This is a genomic window from Sporolactobacillus shoreicorticis, assembly GCF_024125445.1.
Taxonomy (GTDB): Bacteria; Bacillota; Bacilli; order Bacillales; family Sporolactobacillaceae; genus Sporolactobacillus; species Sporolactobacillus shoreicorticis.
Genome location: NZ_JAMXWM010000004.1, coordinates 86,163 through 111,956, shown reverse-complemented (window position 1 = coordinate 111,956; position 25,794 = coordinate 86,163). Strand labels below are relative to the sequence as shown.

At 45.0% G+C, this 25,794-nt stretch carries 24 protein-coding genes, 1 tRNA gene and 1 other RNA gene; 5 read left to right on the top strand and 21 right to left on the bottom strand.

Annotated features, from left to right (window positions below):
• Positions 1–111 precede the first annotated feature (111 nt).
• The 13 genes from ssrA to NIE88_RS04650 form a co-directional block, all read right to left on the bottom strand.
• Positions 112–469: a transfer-messenger RNA gene (ssrA, locus tag NIE88_RS04710) on the bottom strand.
• Between the two features lie 103 nt (positions 470–572).
• Entirely contained in the window at positions 573–1,040 is a 468-nt protein-coding gene (gene smpB / locus NIE88_RS04705) for an SsrA-binding protein SmpB (protein ID WP_253059535.1), read from the bottom strand.
• Positions 1,041–1,125: 85 nt separating this feature from the next.
• On the bottom strand, positions 1,126–1,305 hold the full coding sequence (locus NIE88_RS04700; protein WP_253059533.1) for a hypothetical protein: 180 nt from the start codon (positions 1,303–1,305) through the stop codon (positions 1,126–1,128).
• Between the two features lie 5 nt (positions 1,306–1,310).
• Positions 1,311–2,171 (bottom strand): Cof-type HAD-IIB family hydrolase, encoded by an 861-nt coding sequence (locus NIE88_RS04695; RefSeq protein WP_253059531.1) that lies wholly within the window; start codon positions 2,169–2,171, stop codon positions 1,311–1,313.
• A 16-nt stretch (positions 2,172–2,187) separates the two neighbouring features.
• Positions 2,188–2,907 carry a trehalose operon repressor gene (gene treR / locus NIE88_RS04690; RefSeq protein ID WP_253059520.1) on the bottom strand — a complete coding sequence of 240 codons (720 nt, stop codon included), beginning with the start codon at positions 2,905–2,907 and terminating at the stop codon, positions 2,188–2,190.
• A gap of 153 nt (positions 2,908–3,060) precedes the next feature.
• Positions 3,061–4,776 (bottom strand): alpha,alpha-phosphotrehalase, encoded by a 1,716-nt coding sequence (treC, locus tag NIE88_RS04685; RefSeq protein WP_253059517.1) that lies wholly within the window; start codon positions 4,774–4,776, stop codon positions 3,061–3,063.
• 46 nt (positions 4,777–4,822) lie between these two features.
• A complete protein-coding gene (treP, locus tag NIE88_RS04680; protein ID WP_253059515.1) occupies positions 4,823–6,247 on the bottom strand; it encodes a PTS system trehalose-specific EIIBC component in 1,425 nt (474 codons plus the stop codon).
• 320 nt (positions 6,248–6,567) lie between these two features.
• A complete protein-coding gene (gene rnr, locus NIE88_RS04675; RefSeq protein WP_253059513.1) occupies positions 6,568–8,910 on the bottom strand; it encodes a ribonuclease R in 2,343 nt (780 codons plus the stop codon).
• Positions 8,911–8,929: 19 nt separating this feature from the next.
• Positions 8,930–9,679, bottom strand: coding sequence for an alpha/beta hydrolase (locus tag NIE88_RS04670; RefSeq protein ID WP_253059511.1), 750 nt, complete (start codon positions 9,677–9,679; stop codon positions 8,930–8,932).
• 261 nt (positions 9,680–9,940) lie between these two features.
• Positions 9,941–10,174, bottom strand: a complete 234-nt coding sequence (gene secG / locus NIE88_RS04665; protein ID WP_253059509.1) for a preprotein translocase subunit SecG — start codon at positions 10,172–10,174, stop codon at positions 9,941–9,943.
• A gap of 126 nt (positions 10,175–10,300) precedes the next feature.
• Positions 10,301–11,023 (bottom strand): twin-arginine translocase subunit TatC, encoded by a 723-nt coding sequence (gene tatC, locus NIE88_RS04660; protein WP_253059507.1) that lies wholly within the window; start codon positions 11,021–11,023, stop codon positions 10,301–10,303.
• Positions 11,024–11,037: 14 nt separating this feature from the next.
• Positions 11,038–11,256 (bottom strand): twin-arginine translocase TatA/TatE family subunit, encoded by a 219-nt coding sequence (locus NIE88_RS04655; RefSeq protein WP_253059505.1) that lies wholly within the window; start codon positions 11,254–11,256, stop codon positions 11,038–11,040.
• A 159-nt stretch (positions 11,257–11,415) separates the two neighbouring features.
• A complete protein-coding gene (locus tag NIE88_RS04650; protein ID WP_253059503.1) occupies positions 11,416–12,321 on the bottom strand; it encodes a LysR substrate-binding domain-containing protein in 906 nt (301 codons plus the stop codon).
• Positions 12,322–12,475: 154 nt separating this feature from the next.
• Between NIE88_RS04650 and phnD the strand changes: the two genes are divergently transcribed.
• The 4 genes from phnD to NIE88_RS04630 are packed head-to-tail and all read left to right on the top strand — an operon-like array spanning position 12,476 to position 15,568.
• The gene (phnD, locus tag NIE88_RS04645) at positions 12,476–13,378 is read left to right on the top strand and encodes a phosphate/phosphite/phosphonate ABC transporter substrate-binding protein (RefSeq protein ID WP_253059498.1); all 903 of its coding nucleotides are present in this window, start codon (positions 12,476–12,478) and stop codon (positions 13,376–13,378) included.
• On the top strand, positions 13,375–14,163 hold the full coding sequence (gene phnC / locus NIE88_RS04640; RefSeq protein ID WP_253059494.1) for a phosphonate ABC transporter ATP-binding protein: 789 nt from the start codon (positions 13,375–13,377) through the stop codon (positions 14,161–14,163). The genes phnD and phnC overlap by 4 nt, the downstream gene beginning before the upstream one ends.
• Positions 14,160–14,960, top strand: a complete 801-nt coding sequence (gene phnE, locus NIE88_RS04635; RefSeq protein ID WP_253059492.1) for a phosphonate ABC transporter, permease protein PhnE — start codon at positions 14,160–14,162, stop codon at positions 14,958–14,960. Before phnC ends, phnE begins: the two co-directional genes overlap by 4 nt.
• Positions 14,957–15,568 carry a histidine phosphatase family protein gene (locus NIE88_RS04630; protein ID WP_253059490.1) on the top strand — a complete coding sequence of 204 codons (612 nt, stop codon included), beginning with the start codon at positions 14,957–14,959 and terminating at the stop codon, positions 15,566–15,568. Before phnE ends, NIE88_RS04630 begins: the two co-directional genes overlap by 4 nt.
• 493 nt (positions 15,569–16,061) lie before the next feature.
• Here the strand turns inward: NIE88_RS04630 and eno are convergent, their stop codons facing one another.
• The 8 genes from eno to NIE88_RS04590 form a co-directional block, all read right to left on the bottom strand.
• Positions 16,062–17,345 carry a phosphopyruvate hydratase gene (gene eno, locus NIE88_RS04625; RefSeq protein ID WP_253059488.1) on the bottom strand — a complete coding sequence of 428 codons (1,284 nt, stop codon included), beginning with the start codon at positions 17,343–17,345 and terminating at the stop codon, positions 16,062–16,064.
• A gap of 123 nt (positions 17,346–17,468) precedes the next feature.
• Positions 17,469–18,230 (bottom strand): triose-phosphate isomerase, encoded by a 762-nt coding sequence (gene tpiA / locus NIE88_RS04620; protein ID WP_253059486.1) that lies wholly within the window; start codon positions 18,228–18,230, stop codon positions 17,469–17,471.
• Between the two features lie 52 nt (positions 18,231–18,282).
• Positions 18,283–19,470, bottom strand: coding sequence for a phosphoglycerate kinase (locus NIE88_RS04615; protein ID WP_253059484.1), 1,188 nt, complete (start codon positions 19,468–19,470; stop codon positions 18,283–18,285).
• A 145-nt stretch (positions 19,471–19,615) separates the two neighbouring features.
• Entirely contained in the window at positions 19,616–20,623 is a 1,008-nt protein-coding gene (gene gap, locus NIE88_RS04610) for a type I glyceraldehyde-3-phosphate dehydrogenase (protein WP_253059477.1), read from the bottom strand.
• Positions 20,624–20,638: 15 nt separating this feature from the next.
• Positions 20,639–21,673 (bottom strand): sugar-binding transcriptional regulator, encoded by a 1,035-nt coding sequence (locus tag NIE88_RS04605; protein WP_253059475.1) that lies wholly within the window; start codon positions 21,671–21,673, stop codon positions 20,639–20,641.
• 383 nt (positions 21,674–22,056) lie between these two features.
• Positions 22,057–23,358, bottom strand: coding sequence for an RNA polymerase factor sigma-54 (rpoN, locus tag NIE88_RS04600; RefSeq protein ID WP_253059473.1), 1,302 nt, complete (start codon positions 23,356–23,358; stop codon positions 22,057–22,059).
• A gap of 246 nt (positions 23,359–23,604) precedes the next feature.
• A complete protein-coding gene (locus NIE88_RS04595) occupies positions 23,605–24,546 on the bottom strand; it encodes a magnesium transporter CorA family protein (RefSeq protein ID WP_253059467.1) in 942 nt (313 codons plus the stop codon).
• Positions 24,547–24,894: 348 nt separating this feature from the next.
• Positions 24,895–25,476, bottom strand: coding sequence for a CotD family spore coat protein (locus tag NIE88_RS04590; protein ID WP_253059465.1), 582 nt, complete (start codon positions 25,474–25,476; stop codon positions 24,895–24,897).
• Positions 25,477–25,706: 230 nt separating this feature from the next.
• On the opposite strand from NIE88_RS04590, the gene NIE88_RS04585 reads away from it, so the two are divergent.
• Positions 25,707–25,779 (top strand) — tRNA-Arg (locus tag NIE88_RS04585).
• Positions 25,780–25,794 lie beyond the last annotated feature (15 nt).

Sequence of the window (25,794 nt, the reverse complement as noted above, 5' to 3'; positions counted from 1 at the left end):
TTTTTAGCCAGCAAAGTTGCAAAAAGCTATAACAAGCTATAAAATGAAAATCCTCAAAAACCGCGTCAGATCAACGATTTTGAGGATTTAGAAAAAGCTATAAAACTCTCCGAATGGAGACGGTGGGAGTCGAACCCACGTCCAGAAGCATCGTGATTTAAGTTTCTACGAGCGTAGTCGGCATATTAGCAGTTCGCCTCGGCGTCGGCCTGCCGACAGGTTTTCGCGAGGCTATCCCGATTGTTCTCTTCCATGGCCCTCAGGATGCGGGCGTCCGGCGTATCCCACTAGAGTGAGTCCCTGATCCTACCACATGGGCGATGGAGGGAGGGACCGCTAAAGCTGATTAGGCAGCTAGAGCGAGGTTGTTATTCGTTTTGCCAGTTATGGCTTTGGCGTTTTTACGAGGCCGACCCCCTCGGCTCGCCGCTTAAACCCGACCTACCCCTGTCGAATCCGTAACGTCCCCGTTTCAAAAGCAACGGGACTTGCGGTGAAAGTAAATCATCCATAACTGTAACTGCTGCTAACACAGTAATATCATTATAGCAATAGAAAGCAGATTTTTCAACTTACATTTTCTGGTGATCGCGAAACGCGCGGGCGATTTCACGTTGAGCAGTTTGTTTTTTCATCGACTCCCGCTTATCGAACATCTTTTTGCCTCGGCCGAGGCCGACCAGAACCTTCGCAAATCCGTTCTTAATATAAATCTTGAGCGGAATTAGCGCATAGCCAGTTTTATCGGCCTGCGGACCAAGTTTATTGATCTCTTTTCGGTGCATCAGCAACTTGCGAGTGCGAAGCGGGTCGTGATTGTAACGGTTGCCCTGCTCGTATTGACTGATGTGCATATTATAAACAAATGCTTCGCCGTTCTCCACGCGAGCGAACGCATCCTGAATATTGACTTTACCGCGGCGGATCGATTTGATCTCCGTGCCCTGCAGCACAATGCCCGCCTCCACCGTCTCTTCAATAAAGTAATCATGATGTGCCTTGCGATTTTGCGCAAGCACTCGGCTCTCGCCTTTTCCCATATCAAACACCTGCCAGACTTTCGTTCATTGTTTCATTATAGGTCATGTGGACCTTGCCGGGCAAGCGCTTCACCATTTGTTCCGATTAGCGCCGCCTTTTTCCCGAAACATAATCAAGAAGAACGACAATGACGATGAATACGATTGAGGCAAGCAGCATATCGAGCATCGTTTTATTTGCTTTTGTCATGATTTGCGTATACCAATACCATTGAATCGCAAAACACGCAACAAATAATCCGGCGTAATACAGCAGTTTTTTCATAGATTCTATGCCTTCTCTCCGTCCGGATAACCGATTTCTTCATAGATGGCATGTGCGACACCGTCTTCATCATAATTCTTGGTCACACGATCGCAAACGGCTTTAATATCATCATTGGCATTGCCCATAGCGACAGAAACTCCTGCAACCTCGAACATCGACAGATCGTTGTAATTGTCACCAATCGCCATCACTTGACCGAGCGGAATATTTAAATAATGGGCCAGATGATCGAGCGCGTTTCCTTTAGATACGTTGGGGGGCATAATTTCAAAGTTGCCTGTCCCGCTTGAAACAATGCTGTATTTATGTTTTGCTTCATAAACATCGCGAGCTTTTTTCAGCTTATCGTCGTCAAAGGAAAAGATAATGATCTTGGAAAATTCTGTAGTTCGATTCTTAAAAACGTTCCAATCGTCAACAAAGCGATAGAAATCATCCCGTGTCGCTCCCTGAAAGCCGACCGAACGATCTTCATGGATTCCCAATCTTTTCAGTTCCGCGCGCAGCCACGTTGTTCCGTCTTCAGGAACATAGATATGATGTTCGGAATAGACACCAATATAATAATGCTGCGCTGCAAGCTCTTTGACAATTTCCAGTGCATCTTCCCGGTTTAGAAAATCTGCGCCAAGCAGTTTGCCGTCGGAGGAATGAATCGTCGCGCCATTCGTGCCGATCAGATGCGTCTCCATGTCGAGTTCCGTCATTTTGCTTTCAATATCAAAGAAGGCACGCCCCGAAGCGATTGCCAGTGTCACACCCTTTGAACGTGCGTAACGCAATGCCTTCAAATTTCCCCAGCTGATCTCGCGATGCTTGTTCAACAGTGTTCCATCCATATCCATTGCAATTAACTTTATCATTAGATCCTCCTGCTTATCATTGATGTTCTCGGCGCGCGAAATCGACAAAGCGAAATTTATCCGCGCGATGCCGTGATTCGGTGAATTGAAACAGTTCGGCGCTCTCTAAGTAAACCAGGCTACGCACCACAACAACATGGGTATCCCGACTCATTGTCAAATAACGTTTATCCTCAACGCCTGCATGTTCGACTGTAATTTCCTTTTTCGCAAAACCAATTTTCAATCCAAGATCGTTTTCAATATAATCATACAGGGAATGTTCGCAAATGTCTGCCGTCAGTATCGGCACAAGTCCCTGAATTAGATAATCTTTATCTAAAATGACTGCTTCCCCATTTACTGAACGCGATCGTATCACTTTCCAGACCATTTGATCGTCATGAAGATTCATCACCATTTTCAGGTGATCGTCCGGTTTCATTAAGACGAGCTGGTGTACATTGGTTCTCCACGTATCCTTCGAATGATTGGCAAGCTCACGAAAACTTGTTAATCCGGAAATCGGGAAGTTCTGCCTGCTCACATCCAGAACGATTGAACCCTTCCCTTGAATCTTTTGAATATACCCGTTGCGCGACAGCATCGCAAGCGCCTTACGAATGGTTTCACGTGATGCTTTAAACTGCTCACCGAGTTCATTCTCAGTGGGTAACAACGAGCCGGCAGCGATTTCTTGTTTGTGTATTTTTTCACTGAGCGCGTTATAGATTAAGATGAATTTGCTTTTTCCCATAATTACCGTTCTCCTTCAATGTCTGAACGGCCTTTTCGGTTCTTTCCGATCAATGCGCTTTGTTTCAGACAGTAAAAATAAAAGGGCAAAGCTGAGCTGCCCTCTTATCCATAATCCCATTATTAGTATATCAAAATTTTGATTTGAAAGCCTTCACATATCGGGCAAATTAATGAATTTCTTCATTGTATCTTCAAGATGATAAACAACGGATTCATAAGGCCGAAGATTCAGGCTGTACAGGTGTGCCGGACTGTCTGAGTAATTACTGATCAGTAATTCGCTGCGGGCAGCTGCTAATTTTTGCGGCACTGAGAACGCTGCCGCAGACCCGGTAAAATTGCTGACAACAAGCAGCCGGTCACGTGCTCCGCTGCGCAGATAGGTAAAGATTTGCGTATTCTCAGGAAGCAGTAATTGAAAATCACCGTTGACGATCACATCAAACCGTTTCCGAAGAGCGATTAGCTTCTGATAGTGATAGAAAACAGAATTCGGATCAGCCAACGCCGCCTCAGCATTAACGGCTTGATAATTTCTTGCGACTTCGATCCACGGCTTGCCTGTGGTAAAACCGCCATTCTCGCTCGTATTCCATTGCATCGGCGTTCGGCCATTGTCTCTTGATTTTTGCCGGAGAATCGCTAAAATCTCCTTTTCAGACTTGCCCTCGTTCTGAAGAAACCTATAGGCGTTGAGTGATTCCACGTCACGATAATCATCAATTCGTTGAAAATTGGGATTGGTCATGCCAATTTCTTCACCCTGATAGACATATGGCGTTCCTTGCAGCATGTGCAGGGTTGTTGCCAGCATTTTCGCAGATTCAATTCGGTATTCGCCCTCGTCTCCGAATCGAGAGACAATTCGCGGCTGATCATGATTACACCAGAACAGTGCGTTCCAGCCGCCGCCCTTGTGCATACCTTTTTGCCATTCGGTCAGAGCTTTTTTCAGATCAGCAAGTTTTAATTTGCCAAGCGCCCACTTCTGTCCATTGGGATAGTCAACCTTCAAATGATGAAAGTTGAACACCATGCTTAATTCTTTATCGTTCGGATTCGTGTAGCGGATGCAGTTGTCAACCGTCGTTGAGGACATTTCCCCCACCGTAACCGTTCCGCTGCGTCTGCTGAATACCCGTTCATTCATCTCATGCAGAAATTCATGAATGCGCGGTCCGTCCGTATAAAAAGGCCGGCCGTCTCCCGGAGATTTCGGATCATGATCATCGGGAAACCGCTGATCCTTCGAAATAACATTGATGACGTCAAGGCGGAAACCGTCCGCACCTTGATCAAGCCAGAAATTCATCATTTTGTAAATGTCATCTCGGACGGCTTTATTTTCCCAGTTCAAATCCGCTTGGCTGACATCATACAGATGCAGATAATACTGTCCGCTTTTTTTATCCAGTTCCCATGCCGATCCTCCGAATTTTGATTGCCAGTTGTTCGGCGCGCCGCCGTCTTCAGACGGATTACGCCAAATATAATAATCACGATAAGGATTGTCAACACTGCTCAGCGCCGCTTTGAACCAAGGATGCTCCGTCGATGTGTGATTGACGACAATGTCCATAACGATTTTCAGTTCTCTCCGATGTGCCTCAGAGAATAAGTGTTTCAGATCCTCCATCGTTCCGTATTCCGGCTGCAGGCTGTAGTAGTCGCTGATATCATAGCCATTGTCGTTTTGCGGTGATTGATACATCGGTGTCAGCCAAAGGACATCGACACCGAGCTTCTTCAAATAGTCCAGCTTCTCTATGACCCCATTAATGTCTCCGATCCCGTCGCCATTAGTATCCATGAAACTTTTCGGATAGATCTGATAAATGGTTGCCTTTTTCCACCACTCGTTATTCATTCGTATCACACCCCATCTTTTTACTTTGCACCCAATCTCTTTTAAGTTACTCTTCGTCAATCGACTTCTTGCTGAACTTAGAAAAAATGTACGTCAGAATAAACGGCAGGATCAATACAATCAGCATACCGATGAAAAATGGTCCCCAATATTTCGGAATGATGGACAGAAAACCCGGCACTCCGCCGATGCCGATTGATGTCGCCTTAACGTTGCATAGCGTGATAAAGGCACCGGCAATACCTGAACTGATGATCGCCGCAAGGAATGGATAGCGGAACCTAAGATTTACTCCGAACATCGCCGGTTCGGTAATACCCAGCCACGCAGAAACTGAAGAAGTCATCGCAAGCCCCTTCAGCTTAGCGTCACGAGCCATTAGGAAAATGGCAAAAGCCGCCGCGCCTTGGGCAATGTTCGATAATGCGAGCATTGGCCATAGAAAGGTGGAGCCGGTGCTTCCGATCAACTGGAGATCAACCGCAAGGAAAATCTGATGCATGCCTGTGATGACCAGAATGCCGTAGAAAAAACCGTATACCAAACCGCCGATAATCGGCACATAATGGAACAAACCAACGATTCCGGCCGTGATCCAATTCGCCAGCTGCAAGGTCACAGGTCCGATAATCGTAAAGGAAAGCAGCCCAGTGACAAGCAAGGCAACCGGTGCGACGACAAGCAGCTGAATGGAATCTGTGACATGTTTTTTCAAATAAATTTCAATTTTTGCAAGCACATAAGAGGCCACGAGTACCGGAAGCACTTGTCCCTGATAGCCGACTTTATCAATGTGCAGGCCGAACAGATTCCAAATCGGAACCGTTCCTTTCGTCTGCGCTTCTGCCAAACTGTACGCATTAAGCAGTGACGGGTGCACCAGTACAAGACCGAGTACAATGCCGAGCAGCGGATTGCCGCCGAATTTTTTCACAGCGGACCAGCCGATTAGCGCCGGCAGAAAAACGAAGGAAGTATTTGCGATGACAAGGATAATGTCGGCAAAATCTTTCCACTGTGGATAGGCCTGCACTACGGATTCTTTAAAGAAGATCCCCGGATTTGCCAGCACGTTGTTAATTCCCATCAGCAAACCGGCTGTAACGATTGCAGGAAGAATAGGAATAAAGATATCGGCCAGCGTTTTAATTCCCTTCTGCAGCGGATTCATTTTTTCCGCCGCCGCGTCCTTTACTTCTTGTTTCGATGATTCCCCGATGCCTGTCAAACGAACGAATAAATCATAGACTTTATCAACAGTGCCATTGCCGATGACAATTTGAAATTGTCCGTTGGCGGAGAAAAAGCCCTTCACGAGATCAAATTGATCAAGCTTTTCTTTGTCTACTTTATTTTCATCTTTTAAAATTAAACGAAGCCGGGTAACGCAATGCGTCGCGGCGCTGATATTTTCAGAACCACCGACCGTATTAATAATCTGCTTAACTGATTCTTCATTAATGACTGCCATTCGAATCACTCCTGTTTTATGATTCTGCGAATTAGTCCACGATACATCTTTTGAAGCGTTTTCATTTATTGCTTTTAAATTGAGCTGCATTTCAGCACTGCACGGCCGCTGCATTGCCTAAATATCCACTCAGCTATTTATTACATTTAGTAGTATAACGCTTTCATTTTAATTTGTATAGTCAAATTAATCATCTGATACAATTTGTATAGATAAATACTTGTCCATTCACAAAAGATCGGTAAAAATATTTTTTAAAAGCAAAAAACCCCAACCGCCGCATGCAACAGCTCGGCGTTTGGGGAGTCCGTCTTCATCATTTATTTACTTTTGCTGTTATTTCGGTAAGAGCTGCCTTGACCTGATCCTCGGCTGTTTCCACCGCGACCATGACCGCCGCGGCTTCCGCCTCTTGAGTCTGAGCGTCGGCCGCCGTTTTTGTCTCCAAAGCGTTTCTTGCCCGGACCGTTGCCTGTTCCTGTTTTTCCCTGAATAATCGTTGGACGCGACTTGCGTTGGCGTGGCTTCTGCGGTTTCATGCCGACTACTTCAAAGTCGACCGCATGTTCCTCAAGATTCACTGCGAGAACACGAACTTCAATCTCATCGCCGATACGGAACAGATGTCCGGTCCGTTCACCGACAAGTGCCATATTTTCTTCACTGTAATGATAATAATCATCGGTCAGATAGCTAATATGGACGAGCCCTTCGATCGTGTTCGGCAATTCAACAAACAAACCGAAATTGGTGACACCGCTGACCACGCCGGAGAAAGTTTCACCAACCTTGTCCTGCATATATTCGGCCTTTTTCAAATCATCCGTATCACGTTCTGCTTCCACCGAACGCTGTTCGCATTCGGAGGTGTGCTTGGCAATTTCCGGCATTTCCGCTTTCCAATAGGCTAATGTCTTCGGGTCTGTTTTCTTCTCAAACAAATATTTACGCAACAGACGGTGAACCGTCAGATCCGGATAGCGACGGATCGGCGATGTGAAATGCGTGTAATATTCTGTTGACAAACCGAAGTGTCCCAAGCATTTGTCATCATATTTTGCCTTCGCCATCGAACGCAGCATCACTGTGCTAATCACTGCTTCTTCCGGCTGCCCCTTCGCCTTTTCAAGCAAGGACTGCAAAGTACGCGGATGAACATTGTCCGGTGAACCATGGAGGACGTAGCCAAAGTTTACAACAAAGTCAAAAAACTTTTCCAGTTTCTCCGGATTCGGTTCTTCATGAACACGATAAATGAACGGAAGATGAAGTTTGTCTACATGCTCGGCAACGGTTTCGTTAGCCGCCAGCATGAAGGATTCAATTAATCGTTCAGCGACTGTCCGCTCACGTACAACAACGTCGACCGGCTTGCCCTGATCGTCGACAATAATCTTTGCTTCTGTGAAATCAAAGTCAATCGCGCCGCGATCCTGGCGATGCTTTTCAAGAATATCTGCCAATTCGGCCATGAGGTCAAAGAATGGGACCATCTCTTTATAACGTTCAAGTACCTCGTCGTCTTCACGTTTCAAAATCTTGCGTACATTGTTATAGGTCATGCGTTCTGTGGAACGAATGACACTCGGAAAAATGTCGTGGCTGACAACAACACCTTGCGGATTGATCTCCATCTCGCAGCTGATCGTCAAGCGATCAACATGCGGATTCAAACTGCAGATTCCGTTCGACAGGCGATGCGGAATCATCGGAATCACGCGGTCAACAAGATACACACTCGTACCGCGCTCGTACGCTTCAGCATCCAGCGCTGATCCCTCGGTCACATAGTAGCTGACGTCCGCAATATGTACGCCTAATTTATAATTGCCGTTATCCAAACGGGAAACGGTTACCGCATCATCTAAATCCTTGGAATCTTCGCCGTCAATCGTCACAATCGTCTCTTGACGCAAATCTCGGCGACCGGCATAGTCATTCTCCGACAGTTCGCTCGGAATAGCTTCTGCTTCCGACAGAACTTCCGGTGGATATTCAAGCGGCAGATCATGCTTGTATATAATTGATAAAATATCGACACCGGGATCATTCTTGTGGCCGAGAATCTGAGTCACCATCCCCTCAGCGTTCTTACGGCCTTCCGGATACTTCGTTATTTCAGCAACAACTTTATGGCCTTCCATCGCACCGTGTTCCGCGTTTTCCGGAATAAAAATGTCACCAGTAATTTTATTGTCGTCAGGAATGACGAAACCGAAATGTTTGCCTGCATTGAAGGTTCCGACGACCTTGGTGATCGCCCGCTCAAAGATTCTGATTACAGTGCCTTCAGGGCGTTCGCCTGATGATTTGTGAGACACGCGAATGACAACGGTATCACCGTTCATCGCACCGGCAAGGTCATTCGGACTAACAAAGACATCATCCAATTTTTCATCTTCCGGAATAATAAAGGCAAAACCCTTTGCATGCGCTTGAACGCGACCGGTCATCAAACTCATTTTTTCAGGCAGACCATAGCGATCCGAGCGTGTCCGGATCACAAGCCCCTGCTCTTCCAATTCATTCATTTCTTTCACAAGATCAGTAAATTCCTCTGTCTGGTCTGCTTCAAAAGCAGTTTCCAGTTCTTTTAATGTCATCGGCCGGTAAGTTTCTTCTCGCATGTAATTCAGGATTTTCTGAATGCGTTCTTCCGCCATGTCGTTAACCTCCCTATACTTAGGAAACAGACCAATCTAGGCTTTCAAGAAACGCATAGATATCCTGGTGCAGCTGCACTTTCTCTGTTCCTAACGTAATCACGTGTGTTGAATTTTCGTACCACTTTAATTGCTTGTTTGCAGAATGAATGGAATCATAATAGTAGTGTGCGCTTTCCGGGTTGATCATTTCATCCTTTTGCGCCTGAACAATCAGTGCGGGAGCAATAATTTTGCGGCTGTTTTCTCTAACATGGTCAATAAGCGCAGACAATTGATCCAGCACCGCCGGAATGTGACGTCTGAACGTCTGCAATTCGGCAGTTATTTCCTTATCGCTCTTCCCCTGATATTGCTTGTACCTGCGCGCATACGCGGTCGTACCGGCCATCAAGCGATCACGCATCGCGGAATAAGCAGGAGCGCACATTGGAACAATACCCTTCACTGAGAAAGTGTATCCACATTTGAGTGAAAATACCCCGCCTAATGAAAGTCCGCAGACCGCGAACTCGGAATAGCCGCTTCTTTGCAAACGATCAACAGCGGAGCACACCTCCTGCCACCACGCTTTTGGCCCTGTTTCGAGCAATTCTTCCGGAGGACCGCCGTGTCCTGGATAAATCGGCCCGCAACAGGTGTACCCGCGCTGATTCAAGTAGCGTCCGAGCTGCCGGACATCAATCGAATTACCCGTAAATCCATGCAGCAGCAGCACAGCACGCAGTCCGGATTCAAGGAAAAATGGTTTTGGACGTTGTAATTCCATCCTTCCTCATCCCCCAAACAAAAAATCCGCTTTGGCCTCATTTCATGCAAATCCTGCTCTTGATTCTCGCAAATTCATTTGAACCGTGCAAGTCATCCATAAACAGGCTTCTATTCTGAAATAGGCATCTTCTTCCAAGGTACATTATACGCTATATCTTTGGTCAGGTCTAAAGGAAACCGGAAGTTTTTAACCAAACAAGTTTGCCCCCGCGCTTAAAACAAAAACCGGAGTATCCGCTCCGGTTTGACACGACTAACATTATTTAAAATAGTAGCCAATCAAAAACGCGCAGGCAAAAAAGACGATTGAGAAGAAAATCGTCAGCCGTTTAATGCCGACTTCAATCCCTCTCGCCTTTTGCTTGCTGAATAATTGTTCAGCTCCACCGGTAATTGCTTCGGATAGACCGTCGCCCTGACTTCTTTGAATCAAAACAAGTGCAATAACGATAACAGCTGAAATAATCATAATCGTTAACAAAAATGTATGCATTGACGTATACCCCTTATCTTCGAATCAACGTTCATTCAGTCATTACGTCTAATGTACCATACGGGCGTGCCAAGAGCAACCGGCCGCAAACGATTTTTAACCCCTGCTCATTCGCGATCTGCTGTCTTACCTATTCTTCTTTGCTTTCCGCTTATAGGTCACTTTAGCAACCGTCACGCAGATCTCATAGAGAAGCAGGAGCGGAATTGACATGACCGTATCAGAGACAAAATCCGGTGGCGACAGAACGACACCAATGACAATCAGCACAAAATAGGCAATCCTGCGCATTTTTTTCATAAGCACTGGCGTCAGTATACCCAAATTAGTCAGAAACACTACGATCACCGGCAGCTCAAACAAAACACCGAAAGGAAGAACGACGTTAATCATAAAACGAAAATAGCGATCCGTTGTAAAAAGCATGTGAAACATACCATTGTTCATACCAAGAAGAAAATGAAGAATGTTCGGAAATACAATTTCATAGCCGAAAATGATCCCGGCTATGAACAGTAAAAAAATTGCCGGTATGTAAGAAAGCGTCAATTTACGCTCTTTCTCAGTCAACGCCGGAGCTACGAACAGCCAAAGCTGCCACGCTGCAAACGGAATCGTCACAGCAATTGCGGTAACGCCGGCGATCAAAAAATAAACACCGACAATATCTGTTGGCCCGAGCACAGCCAGTTTATTAGAAAGACCCAAATCACTAACAAGCCAAATATAAAAGTTTTTTGTAAAAAAAAGCATAACAGCAGCACTTAAGACAAAAACAACGAAAATAGATATGATTCGTTTTCGCAACTCATTGAAATGGTCCATAAGCGGCATGTTTTTTTCAGTCATTGGGTTACCATTCCTTAGTTCTTTTTCCCACTGCTAGCCTTCTCCGCGTCAGAAATGATGTTTTTATTGTGCTGATCCGTTTCATCATCACTAAGTCCTTGTGTTGCTTTTTTAAACTCCTTCAACGTCTTTCCAAACGACTTTCCGATCTCAGGGAGCTTAGACGGACCGAAAATGACAAGCGCAATTACCAAAATTAAAATAAGACCGGGTATACCAATATTTTGAAACATGACACACACCTCTTTATTGTCAAATCTTTTATTTGTTACATTGTGACTTAACGCACAATGTTCATTTTGATCATCGCATGATTACTGACGATTGGTCAATTTTTTTGTTTGCTGCACTGCAGCAAATTACGGACCTGCTCCTTTACTAGCCCTATCAACTCACTGTTCCACTTTGCGTGCCGCGTTTTCAACAAAATGATGAATAAATTGTTCCAGCAGCGGCGTCATATGGCGATGTTTATGATAAATCAAATAAACGCCTCGTTTTGGCGAATAATTAATAATTTCTTTAAAAATCAATGTCCCCTCCTCAATTTCATCTTTAACAGCTAACTTTGACAGAAAGGAAATGCCGGTATTCATCCGTACCGCTTGTTTAATTGCCTCTGTACTTCCAATTTCAACGGATACTTTTGTGTGACTTTTATATTTTTTGATCCACTCTTCAAAGAAAATACGTGAGCTCGCATGCGATTCTCTTAGAATAATCGTTTCGTTTTGAAGCAAAGACGGATCACTGATTCCATGACCGGCCAAACGGTTTTTCGGACTCATAACCATGCCAACGGTTTCCTGCGCCAGCATGATTGACATGATATCCGGGTCATTAATTTGATTTTTAATCACGATTCCAAGATCCACTTGATAATTTTTCAGCTTGTCGACGATCATACGCGCATTCTGAACTTCAATTGCTAGATCAACGAGCGGGAAATGTGCCTTCAAATTTTTGACATGAGCAGGCAGATAGTAGTTGGCTGCGGTGTTGCTTGCACCAATCAGAACCTTTCCTTTTTTAAATTTTCTATAATCAATGAATGACTGCTCTGCCTCATGAATTAATGCGAGAATTTCGGCTGCATATTGGTAAAGTACTTTTCCTTCATTCGTCAAAAAAACTCTTCGCTTTCTGCTTTCAAATAAAGGAATTCCTGCAAATTTTTCGATTTTCTGCATATGAAAACTCACTGTCGGTTGTTTGATCCCTAATTCATCAGCAACGCCGCTAACCGTGCCTATTTTTTGCAAATAAAAAACGATTTCCAATTGTTTTATCGATAGCATCAGCAACAATCACCTTTCAAACTATTGATTATATCTATACCATATAAAAAATCTATTTATTAAATCATAACTTTTCCTTTAGATTATGTTAATTATCCATTTACACCCTCTTGATAGACTGAAAAAGAAATGAACAATGGAGGGAAGAAAAAACATGAACAAACTGACTAAGAAAATTACCGCTGTTTTCGCCCTATTCATTCTCGTCCTTTCCGGATGCAGCGCACAATCGAATTCACCGTCAAAATCCGCCGCCCAATCCCAAAACACGAATGAACCAAGTAAGATCCGTTTTGTTGATACCGGCGCGGAAGGGATGGAAGAATTGAAAAGAGAATTCGGTCCTTTCAAGGAAGCCTTGTCAAAAGCAACCAATAAAAAAGTCGACTTCTTTTCAATCAGCAGCCGTACCGCAGCCTCAACAGCAATGGAATTTAATCAAGTCGACCTCGTGCTTGCCGGAGGTGGTGACTATGTTACCATGCAAGCAAAAAGTGACGTGAAGCCAGTCGTTGCGATCACACGTCCCGGCTATCGTTCCGTAATCATTGTTAAAGCTGACAGCAAAATAAAATCAGTTGAGGATTTAAAAGGTAAGAACGTTGCAATGAAAGACATCGGTTCTCTAAGCGGTCATATTGGACCAATAAATATGCTTCAGGAACACGGACTCGATATTAATAAAGATGTTAAGCTGCTCATGTTGGGAGAAACGTTCGTTGAAGCGTTCAAGGCAGGAGAAACCGACGCACTCGCTTCCGCTAAGACACGTTATGATGAACTGGTAGAAAAAGAAGGAAAAGGGAAATACCGCATTCTCGAAGAAAGCGAAGATCTGCCGAATGACTTGTTTGTCGCCAGCGCAAAGCTTTCGGACAGCTATATTACCAAATTGAAAAAACAGATGCTGGATAATCAAGAAAAATTACTTAAAAGTATGCTGATTACAGGTGAGCATGACATTTACAAACAATCCAAATTAATTGATGTGGTTGACTCCGATTATGACTCCGTCCGCAGCACATTTAAGGCGCTCGGCATGGACGTGAAATCATGACAGATCGCGCAATCATTGAATTTCAGAATGTCAGTAAAACCTACTCATCCGGAACGCAGGCCTTGAAAAATATATCCTTTCGCGCGCAAGAAGGTGAAGCGATTATTTTGCTTGGACATAATGGCTCAGGCAAATCAACCCTACTACGTACACTGACCCAATTTGAACCTGTGACGAATGGTACCGTAATTTTTCAAGAGACCAACATGCAAATGCTGAATAAAAAACAATTACGTGCGCTCCGCAGAAAAATAGGATTTGTCTTTCAGAATTTTCATCTGGTTGAAAATTTAAGTGTCTTTCAAAATGTACTGTTTGGGGCGCTCGGGAGATTGCCTTTAATCTTTCCATCCTTCGCTCCTCTTGCCGCTCAAAGCGAGCGTATGAAAGCAATGGCCTGCTTAGATCGCGTTGGCCTAAGTCATCTGGCGGCACGACGCGCCGGTCAGCTATCCGGAGGTCAGCAGCAAAAGGTGGCAATCGCACGCATGCTCATGCAAGATCCTGAGATTGTCCTTGCAGACGAGCCAGTAGCCAGTCTCGACCCTAAAGCAGGTATCGAAATCATGCAGCTATTACTTGAAATTGTTCGTGAAAAAAAATTGACCATGATCTGTACACTACACCAGCTTGATCTGGCGATCAATTACGCAGAGCGGCTTATTGCGCTGAGAGACGGAGAAATCATCATGGATCGAAGAAATAAGGATTTGAATTCAGCTCAATTAAATTGGATTTATGAGAATGCCAAAATACAAACGGCCAAGAGGGGAGCTCAAGCATGACTAAGTCATTGTTACAACAAATGCCGCCTCGATTTAAAAAACCATCCTTATGGACTTGGCTGCTGTCAATTTTCTTTCTCGCTTTTTTCCTGCAAGGGCTGCTTGTCTCAGAAATAAGCCTTGAACGAATGATTGCGGGAATAGGCAATATGGGCCGCTTCTTATCCAGCTCGTTTCCTCCAAATTTATCACGACTGCCGATTATTCTGCGAGCCATGATTGAAACCTTTCAGATGGCCATTGTTGGTACCGTCATTGGTGTTCTGCTCAGTCTGCCAGTCGCTTTATTGATTTCAAAAAATACGACACCGCATCCGCTAATCAGCAGTGTGCTGCGAAGCATTGTGACATTAATGCGAACCATTCCGGATCTTGTCTGGGCATTGATTTTTATCATATCCGTTGGTTTAGGTCCCTTAGCCGGTATTTTTACAATTGTTATTGATACGATTGCCTTTTGCGCCCGCTTTTTTTCCGAGCGGATTGAAGAGGTTGATCGAGGCTCTCTGGATGCCATGAGTTCTACCGGTGCAGGCAAATTCGGTGTATATGCAAGTATGGTCATTCCTGTTTGTTTTCCGTCATTTGTTGCCACAAGCCTGTTTTCGGTTGAAAAAGCCGTTCGCTCAGCGGTCATTCTCGGTCTCGTCGGCGCGGGCGGTATCGGCATTGAACTGTCGACCGCCATGAGTTTAATGAAATATGATGAAGCATTCACAATTATTTTGATCATATTTATGGTCGTTGTTGTTGTTGAATACACTTCGGGGAGGATTAGGAAACGATTCTTGCTATGATTAGACAGAATTTATATTTAATACGCCACGGTGAAACCATATGGAATCAGAAAAAAATTCTTCAGGGGCAGCAAGACATCCCATTGAGTGAAAACGGACTGTATCAAGCGCTCACGCTCGCCGAACATTTGCAGGAGACAAAGCCGGACGCGATTTACTCCAGTGATCTCAGCAGAGCGTATGAAACCGCAAAGATAATTGCCAGGACAGCTAATATTGAAAGAGTCAACGTGACAAATCGACTCAGGGAACGTTTTTATGGAACGCTTGAAGCAAAACCCTTGGACGAAGTTTCAGCGCTTGTTCCGGATTATGCCGTTAATTGGCGGCAAGTCATGCGCTACGAAATGGAAAGTCTCGAGGATCTGCAATCACGAACAGTTCAACAGATTACGCAAATTATGAAACGAGAAAGCAACAGAAATATTGTCATCGTCTGTCATGGAGGGGTCATCAACTGCTTCATTCACTACCTGACAAAAGGAAGGAACGGTACTGGGAGGCTCAGACTCAACAATACCTCGGTGAGTACATTTCGCTATCATGACCCGAACTGGCGCATTATTTCTCTAAACATGACCGATCATCTTCATAAGTCACCGAACTAACTAACAAAGCACCTATTAAGATAGACCAAGCTCTTTACGGACTTGGTCTGTTGTTCTGCTTCAAAAAATCGGGCAAAAAACGTCTGGTCCTTACTTCTGCAGAATGCGATGACTTTCGCGTTGCGTGCAGGACGTACTTTCACAGGATGTGATGGCTTTCGCGTTGCTTACAGGATGTATGCGCATTTAGCGAAAGACCCATTAGTTAGAAAGCTCCTTTGCTCCAAATGCGGTTTTAAATCATCAACCTTGTGCTTGAACAAACTTTTCTGTTTCATTAAGTAACGAGAAAAATAAGCGGAGTTTCTCCGTTTATTTACGCGGTTTTTTCATTCATTTTCTAATTAAACGGAATTTTTCCGTCTATTTCTCAGAATTGGTGCTTGCCTGAACGTACCAACAAGCCAAACTTTCTTTACCTGTAACAAAAAGAACAGGTCCATAAATTATGGATCCTGTTCTTTGACTTAAAATTCTTCAATTAGAATCGATTTTACTTAATGTTGTAGAATGAAGCGTCGCCAAGGTATTCAGCGGAAGAAGCGAGATCGTCTTCGATTCTGATCAACTGGTTGTACTTAGCGATACGGTCGGTTCTTGCAAGAGAACCGGTCTTGATTTCGCCTGCATTCGTCGCAACAACGATGTCTGCAATTGATGTATCTTCGGTTTCACCGGAACGGTGAGAAACAACTGCGGTATATCCAGCCTTCTGAGCCAACTGGATTGCATTCAGTGTTTCAGTCAGTGTACCAATTTGGTTAACTTTGATAAGGATCGAGTTGGCAACGCCGAGGTCAATCCCTTTCTTCAGGTAGTCGGTGTTCGTTACAAAAAGGTCGTCTCCGACGAGTTGAACTTTGTCACCGATTGCCTTAGTGAGCTTTTGCCAGCCTTCCCAATCGTTTTCGTCAAGGCCGTCTTCGATCGAGACGATCGGATACTTGTCAACCAGTTTGGTATAGTAGTCAATCATTTCGTCGGTCGTTCTTACAACGCCTTCACCTACGAAATTGTACTTGCCGTCTTCGAACAATTCGGAAGAAGCAGGGTCGATTGCGAGCTTAACGTCAACGCCCGGTTTGTAGCCTGCTTTTTCGATTGCCTCAAGAATCGTGTCAAGAACTTCTTCGTTATTCTTAAGGTTAGGTGCAAAACCGCCTTCGTCGCCGACAGCAGTCAAATGACCTTTAGCAGAAAGAACGGATTTCAGAGCGTGATAGACTTCGGCACCGATGCGAACGGCTTCCTTGATGGAATCTGCGCCAACAGGCATGATCATGAATTCCTGAAAGTCTACGCTGTTGTCGGCGTGCTTGCCTCCGTTAAGAATGTTCATCATTGGTGTAGGAAGAACTTTCGCGTTTACACCGCCGAGGTAACGATACAGCGGCACACCAAGTTCATCTGCAGCAGCGTTGGCAGCAGCAAGAGAAACACCAAGAATTGCGTTAGCGCCTAATTTGCCTTTGTTTTCTGTTCCGTCGAGATCGATCATTGCTTGGTCAAGAGCCACTTGGTCTTGGACTTCCAGGCCGATAACTTCTGGAGCAATAATTTCGTTAACATTCTTTACTGCTTTCAGAACACCTTTGCCGCCGTAACGTGCTTTGTCGCCGTCACGCAATTCAACAGCTTCGTGTTCACCGGTAGACGCACCACTTGGTACAAGTGCGCGGCCTTTGCCGCCATCTTCTGTGTAAACTTCAACTTCAACAGTTGGGTTACCGCGGGAATCAAGAACTTCGCGACCGTAAACTTCAACGATTTGAGACATTCATTATCTCTCCTTATCCTCATATAAATTTATATAGTTGGTGCGTCTAAAATCAATCGTTATGTCCGGACGATAACGAACGACTTCACGCATCATTGTATTTTATAAAACTGTTCCTGAAAATCAGCCTTTTACTGCGTCAAGCAGAGCGAGGAATGATTCAGGCTGCAGGCTGGCACCGCCGACAAGTGCACCATCGATATCCGACTGAGCGAGCAGTCCGGCGATTGTTGCCGGTTTTACACTGCCGCCGTATTGAATACGAACTTTTGCAGCCGTTGCTTCATCATATAGATCTGCAATGGTTGCACGAATATAAGCGCAAACTTCGTTCGCATCTTCATCAGAAGCAGATTTACCTGTGCCGATCGCCCAGATTGGTTCATAAGCGACAACAACGTCGGAGGCCTGATCGCTTGGAACACCTGCAAATGCTTTGGTTACTTGGTTCTTGACAACGGATTGCCATTTGCCGCCTTCACGTTCGTCCAACGTTTCACCAACGCAGACAATCGGAACAAGGTTATGTGCAAAGGATGCAAGCACCTTTTTGTTAACTGTTTCGTCCGTTTCGGCAAACATCGCTCTCCGTTCAGAGTGGCCGATGATCGTATACTGAACGCCTAGATCTTCAAGCATAACCGGACTGACTTCACCGGTAAATGCACCAGATTCTTCAAAATGAACATTCTCAGCACTAATCTTCAGATCTGAGCCTTTTGCGTCCGCAACAATGCGGTCCAAGGCAAGAAAAGGAGCGGCAACAACAGAATCAACGAGTTCGGCAGAAGGAACCTTGTCCTTAACTGCTTCAACAAATTCGTGTGCTTCCTTAACTGTTTTGTTCATTTTCCAGTTTCCGGCAATAATCGGTTTACGTGACATGTTGGAACACCTACCCTTTCTTGCGGTTCGTTCTTAATGATCTTGTCCAGATTTATTCAACGTCATCAAGTGCGGCAACACCCGGAAGTACCTTGCCTTCCATGAGTTCAAGAGAGGCGCCGCCACCGGTTGAGATGTGCGTCATTTTGTCTGCAAGATGGAATTTCTCAACAGCTGCAGCAGAATCGCCGCCGCCGATGATCGTTGTTGCGTCCGTTGCTTCGGCCAGTGCCTTAGCGACTGCTTCAGTACCCTTCGCATAAGGTTCCATTTCGAAGATACCCATTGGTCCGTTCCAAACAACAAGTTTGGATTTTTTGATTGCATCTGCATACAGAGCAACTGTCTTCGGTCCGATGTCTACGCCAAGCCAGCCTTTAGGCATTTTGTCGATATCAACAACATCTTTGTTGGCTGTTTCAGAAAATTCATCTGCGATGACCGTATCAACAGGAGTTAAGAAGTTTACGCCTTTTTCCTTTGCAAGTGCAAGGAATTTCTTAGCGAGATCAAGCTTATCTTTGTCAAGCAAAGACTTGCCGATTTCGTAGCCCTGAGCCTTAACAAACGTGTAAGAAAGTCCACCACCGACGATCAGAGTATCTACTTTATCAAGCAGATTTTCGATCACGCCGATTTTGTCGGTTACTTTCGCACCGCCGATGATCGCAGTGAACGGATGTTTCGGATTTTCCAGAGAAGCACCAAGAATCTTCAGTTCCTTTTCGAGTAGAAAGCCTGCAACGGCAGGGAGGTATTCAGCGATGCCTGCTGTCGATGCATGTGCGCGGTGTGCAGAACCAAACGCGTCGTTCACATAAACATCGGCAAGAGCAGCAAATGCTTTCGCAAGTTCCGGATCATTCTTCTTTTCACCTTTTTCAAAACGAACATTTTCAAGAAGAACGACATCGCCTTCGTTTAATTTTGCAACGGCTGCATCAACTTCCGGTCCAACGACTTCATCCGTCTTTGCAACCGGTTTGCCAAGCAGTTCGCTCAAGCGTTTTGCGACAGGATCCATTTTGAAGGAATCCTTGTCTTCAGCCGTCGGACGACCAAGATGAGAAGCGAGAATGATTTTCGCGCCATTTTCAATTAAGTAGTTAATGGTTGGGAGTGCCGCACGGATACGTGTGTCATCCGTAACCGTTGTGCCGCTTAGCGGAACATTAAAGTCAACGCGGACAAAAACTTTCTTACCTTTAACGTCAATGTCTTTAACGGTTTTCTTTGCCATGCCTAGACCCTCTTTCACTATATTTCATCGGTCACCGGGGCAAGGCTGCAGTCCGAGCCCCGCCGATAAGAACAGTATTCGTCAAAAAAGCGGAAACAGCTAAGGTTTCCGCTATTCAAGTTCTATTCAAAAAGTTAGGCAATACTTATTTTGCAAGTTTTGCAAAGTATTCGAGCGTACGAACAAGCTGTGATGTGTAAGACATTTCATTGTCGTACCATGCAACAACCTGAACGAGTTGCTTGCCGTCTACATCAAGAATCTTTGTTTGAGTTGCGTCAAACAGAGAGCCGTAAGTAATACCGATTACGTCGGAAGAAACGATCGGATCTTCGTTGTAGCCAAGTGTTTCGTTAGCTGCAGCTTTGATCGATTCGTTGATTTCTTCTACAGTTGTGTTCTTAGCAAGCGTTGCGTAAAGCAGCGTTACAGAACCTGATTTAACCGGAACACGTTGAGCGGATCCGTCGAATTTGCCTTTCAATTCAGGAATAACAAGAGCAACGGCTGCAGCGGCACCTGAAGAAGCAGGTACGATGTTTTCAGCAGCTGCGCGGGCACGACGAAGGTCGCCGCCTCTGTGCGGGCCGTCAAGAGTCATCTGGTCGCCTGTGTAAGCGTGAACCGTAGTCATCAAGCCTTTTTCGATGCCGAATTTGTCGTTCAATACTTTAGCTACAGGAGCCAAGGAGTTCGTTGTGCAAGAAGCACCGGAAATAACAGTTTCTGAACCATCGAGTGAATCATTGTTTACGTTGAATACAATCGTCTTCAAGTCGCCTTTAGCAGGAGCAGAGATAACGACCTTCTTAGCGCCGCCTTTGATGTGTGCTTCAGCTTTGTCTTTCGAAGTGAAGAAGCCTGTGCATTCAAGAACGATGTCGACGCCGAGTTCTCCCCATGGCAATTCAGCCGGATCACGTTGTGAGAGAACTTTAACTTTCTTACCGTTAACGACGAAGTAGCCATCTTCAACTTTAACTTCGCCGTTAAAACGACCTTGAGTTGTATCATATTTCAGCAGGTTAGCGAGCATTGCCGGATCTGTAAGGTCGTTAACTGCAACTACTTCCAATTCTGGAACATCCTGGATTCTTCTGAAAGCAAGACGACCGATACGTCCGAATCCGTTAATACCAACTTTAACTGTCATGTCAATAATGACCTCCTAAATAGTTTGGGAATTTTTTAAAATCTCTTGTGCTGCCCCTTCATCCGTAATCAATACGGAATCCGGGCCTTTCTTGAAGTAAGCCTGAATTGCCTCAGCCTTAGACTTGCCCCCGGCCACGGCAATCACCGCGTGCGCACCAAACAAATCTTCCCATTGCAATCCAATGGTCTGAACTTTATGGATGACGCGGCCCGTCTGATCAAAGAAATAGCCAAAAGCCTCAGCCACAGCATGTTCCGTGTCGACCCTTTTGAGAATTTCTTCACCGGAATGACGGCGGATTGCCATCGTTTTCGCATCACCAATGCCGTGCACGATGATGGTTGCACGACGGACGTGCTGCAGGACCCGATGAATACTGGGCTCTTCCATCAAGCTGTGATAGGACTCGTCACTGAGCTGATCGGGAACGTGGAGCAGATGATAGCGCCCTTCAGCCTTTTCCGCCATTTTGGCGCAGATCGTATTCGCTTGATTTTCGACCTTTTCGCCAAGACCGCCTCTCGCTGACACAAACAGGAGATCCTGATGCGCTTTTCTAAGTGGGTGCATCATTTCAGCAGCGGCAGCGAGTGTTGAGCCGCCGGTCACCGCAATGATGTTGACCGCACCTAGTGCGCGCTCGATTTCCTTGACGCAGGCCAGCCCCATCTCATTCTTGACTGTCGCGTACTGATCACTGTCGCCAGAGACAATGACAACTTTGGAAACGCCGAGAACTTCTTCCAGCTGCTTCTCCATGTTCTTCAATCCGGAAATATTCTTCATCACCGTGCCAAGAGCCTTAACAATGGCCTCTCCGTTTTCCGTCAGATACATGCCGCTTGACGCCATTTGGATAAGCCCTTGCTGGCTCAGGAACGTGACTTCGCCGCGCAGAACCCGTTCAGTCATGCCCAAGTGGGACGACAAACTTCTTCTGCCGATCGGCTGAAGAAAATGAAGAGATTGCAGAATACGGTAGCGGCTGGACATTATGTCTAAGACATCGGGGATCAGCCTTTTCTGAAGATCAAGCAAATGTTCCACAGCGTCCCCCTCGTTTGACCTGTTCAGGTCTCAAAATGTCCCACACAGTCAATTTATGTCCCATCTGCTCCATGTTTCATAATAGCAATTTTCACCATTGTTTACAAGCATAATCATGTAAATGTTTTGTATAGGTACTTCGATGACGCAGAATCGTCACATTATAAAAAAAGTTGATTTAATGCGACTTATTAAATTAAAACTATCTGCATATTTCGAAAAATGTCACATCCTACATGATCAGCTGCAATGTATCCAATTTTAACCTGCGGATTTTTTATCCATGTGAAGTATACCCTGTTTCGACAAAAGAAAACAAAGAAAACGCTGTAAATTTTTACAGCGCTTATCAGATTGGGACTCAACCAGTCCCAATAAAGTTTTTAATTATAAGCTGCCCTACGTTCAATCGTCGAGCCAATTCCACAGTTTGCTCGGTACTTCGCAACCGCTCGTCTGGAACATTGGAAGCCCGATTTAGCAAGAAGCTGCGTAATTGTCTGATCAGACAGTGGTTTTCTACGATCCTCCTTTTTCACCAGCTGTTTAATTTCATTTTGAATTTGAAGGGCGGAAAATGTTCCGTGTCTCGCACGCACAGCACGGACAAAGAAACTTTTCATCGGCAGAACGCCATAATTCGTTTGAACATATTTTCCGGCAGCGGCGCGGCTGACCGTTGACTCATGAACTGAAAGCCGTTCGGCAGCTTGCTTCATGGTGAATGGAAGCAGGTAGTTGCGATCTCCGGTCATAAAATATTTTTCTTGATGCTTCATCACCATTTGTGCGAGGTTCATCAATGTCTGACGGCGCCGGGATACACCTGAAAGGAGCCAGTCAGCCTCGTCAAATTTTTCACGAAGGTAACGTTTTGTTTCTGAATCCGCCGCTTCCATATAACGCGTATAATCGTTCATATTTACAGAAATCGTCGGGAGATATTGATCCTCCAGTTCGCAGACAAGATCGCCGCCTTTCTTTGAAATGATGACATCTGGAACGATATATTGCGGAGGATCATCCTGAATAGCTGCCACTGGATTCGGATTCAGTTTACGAATCCGATCCACTGCCGTATCAATTTCGGCTCGCGTCACACCGAGTAAAGAAGTAAGCTCTGACCAGTTTCCGGTCATAAAGCAATCCCGATAATCAGTCAGAATGGTTTCCGCCAATGTGCAGCGTTGATCGGAACGGCGAAGCTGCAGACACAGACATTCGATGAGCGAGCGGGCACCGACGCCGGCAGGTTCCAAAGCCTGAACGGCCGCCAATGCTTTTTCCGGATCCGTATCGGACTGCCCGACCCGATCAAGAATAGCTTCCGGATCTTCATCAATGAACCCGTTGTCATTCAATGAATCAATCAAGATATCGGCAGCCCTTATAACTATGCGGTCAAGCCGCATATGATGCAGATCCTGATGCAGCAGTTCGCGAAAATCAACACGATCCGCCGCTGTCTCTTCGATAACATCGGACGTACTCTTCGCCTCGCCGTTGATGGAATAGGAGGAAAAATTTCTACCATCCTCGATATGCAACAGTGGATTTTCCAATGCTTTTTCATGAAGGAGTCGGGAAAGTTCCTCATTATTGCATTGAAGCACGGTCATCGATTGGAACAAGGCCGGCGCCATTTTCAGCTTTAATGATTGCGTTTGAACAAGTGCCAATCCCATCTCGCTCACCTCCTTTACTATTATTATAGCAATCCATCAATAAAATGACTACGCTTTCAATGACGAATTTTGTCCTATTTAATGATTATTTAGCGAACAATAGACTTTTCAAGCATATCTTGAGAAAACTTAATGCAACGCATTGAATTGTTCTTCACGTTTATGTACCGGTCACTTGATCGCAGAAAAACCTTTATACAAAAAAGATACGGTCCTGTTCCAACCGTATCCATTCCTTAATTCTGTTTAAAAATATCTTTTCTTCCAAAAGAATAATGCTGTTATTCCGGCGAGCCCTAATGCAAGACTGATCGGAATCCAAAAAGCATGGGGGGCATGTTCCCATGGAATCGCGTCTACATTCATGCCCCAGAAGCTTGCCACCATCGTCGGGATTGAAAGTACGATTGTAACTGTAGTCAAAAATTTCATGACCACATTCACATTATTTGATATCACGGAAGCATACGCGTCCATCATGCCACTGAGAATGTTGCTGTGCACTTCCGACATTTCAATTGCCTGTTTAATCTCTATGATCACGTCTTCCAGCAGATCCTGATCATCTTCATACATGCGCAGGAAGCGCTGTTTCGTCATCTTTTCCATAACAATATTGTTTGATTTCAATGATGTTGTAAAGTATACAAGTGTTTTCTCCAGACTGAGCAGATCAAAAAGTTCTTTATTTCTCATTGATTCATGCAATTCGCGTTCGATCAGCGACGTTCTGCGATCAATGGTTTTCAGATACTTAAGATAATAGCGTGCGATCGCGTAAAGGATTTGCAGCGTAAAGCGTGTTTTCTTATAAGTAAAAAAATTCCGGATTCGATTATTAATGAAATCATCAACGATCGGATTGCTCTGCAAACAAACGGTCACAAAATAAAAAGGCGTAACAATGATACCAAGAGGAATCGTATCATAAGGAGCTGAGTCGGATTCGTCTTCCACCAATACCGGAAAATCGACGATGATCAGCACCGAATCGTCTTCCTTCTCAATACGAGAACGCTCGTCATCATCCAATGAATCTCGGATAAAGTCCGACGGGATACCGGTACCGTCCACAACCTTCTGCACTTCGAATTCGGACGGACGCGTCAGGTTTATCCAGCATCCCTTCACCAGTTCATCTTTTTTTATCAGTCTGTCTTGTTCATCAGTTAAATAAATATCAATCATGATGCACCTCCTCTTCGTTTAGAGGAAGCCTAAACATCTGCCTGCCTTCGGAGTGATGCTGCCCGAGAGCATCTGATGCTTTATAAACTTCCCCTGCCAATGACTGGGACCCGGCTTAGAACTCGAACTATCAGAACTCATCGAACAATCACTTCCTTAGGCAAAAAGTGGATTTGGCATGTATCTAATGACTTTCGTGTTTGAATACCGCCACGTTCTATAATACATGGTGTGCCAATAGAACACAAATCGATAGCTAATGTTATGGAAAACTTTTTCCATCTTCTACAAATAAAAAAAGAGCCTTTTGTCAGGCTCTTCATCAAAACACATCGTTAAGAATTTGCTTCAGCAGTGCGGCTTAGGAAAACATGGTTTGCCGCACTGTACATCATAGTGTCTTTCATCACAGGTCTCAGACAATGTATGCGGATAGTAGTGTTGATGTTCATAAATGTAATGCGTTTTTCTGATCGTATGCAGTTGATGAATATGTTTCACAATAACCGGTTTGTAGATATGCTGAACATTAACAGTCTGCGGATCATAGACAGTCCCGCCCTGAGCTGGTGGACAATGCAGCGTATTTTCAGTCGTTTTTCCTGCCGCAGCTCCTGGAGCGACACCGCCGGCCTTTCCATATGGCGCGGATCCGCCTTTACCTTTGCCCGGATACCCGATCGGTGCTGTTGAGCATTTGGAAGCGGGTTTGTATTCCGGTTTGTATTCCACCGGCTTGTATTCTGGTTTATATTCCGCTGGCTTGTATTCTGGTTTATATTCCGCTGGCTTGTATTCCGGCTTAAATTCATGCACCGGATTTGACACTGGGCTGATACCGGCATTGCTCCAGTTTCCGACACTCCCAACATTTCCGACGTTTCCTATGTTGCCTGAAACAGGCTGATTTGAATAAGGTGAAACCTCCATAATTTTGCTCCTCCTCGTCAATTAAAGTACATTAATAACCTATGAGCCGGAGGAGGTCATTGCACTAATGAGAACACCTAATTTTAGTCGTTCAGCCTAAATTTAGGCGGATGACCACAGAAAATAATTGTTTATGTGGATCTCCCCGGCATCGCTCTAACGATTTTTGAAAAGTGCTTGCAAAAGCTAAGCAAATCACTTAGAATAGACAAATGTCAGCAAAGTAATATGCGCTCGTAGCTCAGTGGATAGAGCAATGGTTTCCGGTACCATGTGTCGGGGGTTCGACTCCCTTCGAGCGCATCAGAATCAGATCGA

Coding starts and splice junctions, on each gene's coding strand:
- NIE88_RS04695 (WP_253059531.1), bottom strand. CDS start 2,171: ATGATAAAGTTAATTGCAATGGATATGGATGGAACACTGTTGAACAAG.
- phnE (WP_253059492.1), top strand. CDS start 14,160: ATGACTAAGTCATTGTTACAACAAATGCCGCCTCGATTTAAAAAACCA.
- secG (WP_253059509.1), bottom strand. CDS start 10,174: ATGCATACATTTTTGTTAACGATTATGATTATTTCAGCTGTTATCGTT.
- rnr (WP_253059513.1), bottom strand. CDS start 8,910: ATGGCGGAAGAACGCATTCAGAAAATCCTGAATTACATGCGAGAAGAA.
- NIE88_RS04615 (WP_253059484.1), bottom strand. CDS start 19,470: ATGGCAAAGAAAACCGTTAAAGACATTGACGTTAAAGGTAAGAAAGTT.
- NIE88_RS04590 (WP_253059465.1), bottom strand. CDS start 25,476: ATGGAGGTTTCACCTTATTCAAATCAGCCTGTTTCAGGCAACATAGGA.
- gap (WP_253059477.1), bottom strand. CDS start 20,623: ATGACAGTTAAAGTTGGTATTAACGGATTCGGACGTATCGGTCGTCTT.
- phnC (WP_253059494.1), top strand. CDS start 13,375: ATGACAGATCGCGCAATCATTGAATTTCAGAATGTCAGTAAAACCTAC.
- NIE88_RS04700 (WP_253059533.1), bottom strand. CDS start 1,305: ATGAAAAAACTGCTGTATTACGCCGGATTATTTGTTGCGTGTTTTGCG.
- NIE88_RS04595 (WP_253059467.1), bottom strand. CDS start 24,546: ATGATTGATATTTATTTAACTGATGAACAAGACAGACTGATAAAAAAA.
- treR (WP_253059520.1), bottom strand. CDS start 2,907: ATGGGAAAAAGCAAATTCATCTTAATCTATAACGCGCTCAGTGAAAAA.
- tpiA (WP_253059486.1), bottom strand. CDS start 18,230: ATGTCACGTAAACCGATTATTGCCGGAAACTGGAAAATGAACAAAACA.
- NIE88_RS04655 (WP_253059505.1), bottom strand. CDS start 11,256: ATGTTTCAAAATATTGGTATACCCGGTCTTATTTTAATTTTGGTAATT.
- rpoN (WP_253059473.1), bottom strand. CDS start 23,358: ATGGGATTGGCACTTGTTCAAACGCAATCATTAAAGCTGAAAATGGCG.
- treP (WP_253059515.1), bottom strand. CDS start 6,247: ATGGCAGTCATTAATGAAGAATCAGTTAAGCAGATTATTAATACGGTC.
- treC (WP_253059517.1), bottom strand. CDS start 4,776: ATGAATAACGAGTGGTGGAAAAAGGCAACCATTTATCAGATCTATCCG.
- eno (WP_253059488.1), bottom strand. CDS start 17,345: ATGTCTCAAATCGTTGAAGTTTACGGTCGCGAAGTTCTTGATTCCCGC.
- smpB (WP_253059535.1), bottom strand. CDS start 1,040: ATGGGAAAAGGCGAGAGCCGAGTGCTTGCGCAAAATCGCAAGGCACAT.
- tatC (WP_253059507.1), bottom strand. CDS start 11,023: ATGACTGAAAAAAACATGCCGCTTATGGACCATTTCAATGAGTTGCGA.
- NIE88_RS04670 (WP_253059511.1), bottom strand. CDS start 9,679: ATGGAATTACAACGTCCAAAACCATTTTTCCTTGAATCCGGACTGCGT.
- NIE88_RS04650 (WP_253059503.1), bottom strand. CDS start 12,321: ATGCTATCGATAAAACAATTGGAAATCGTTTTTTATTTGCAAAAAATA.
- phnD (WP_253059498.1), top strand. CDS start 12,476: ATGAACAAACTGACTAAGAAAATTACCGCTGTTTTCGCCCTATTCATT.
- NIE88_RS04630 (WP_253059490.1), top strand. CDS start 14,957: ATGATTAGACAGAATTTATATTTAATACGCCACGGTGAAACCATATGG.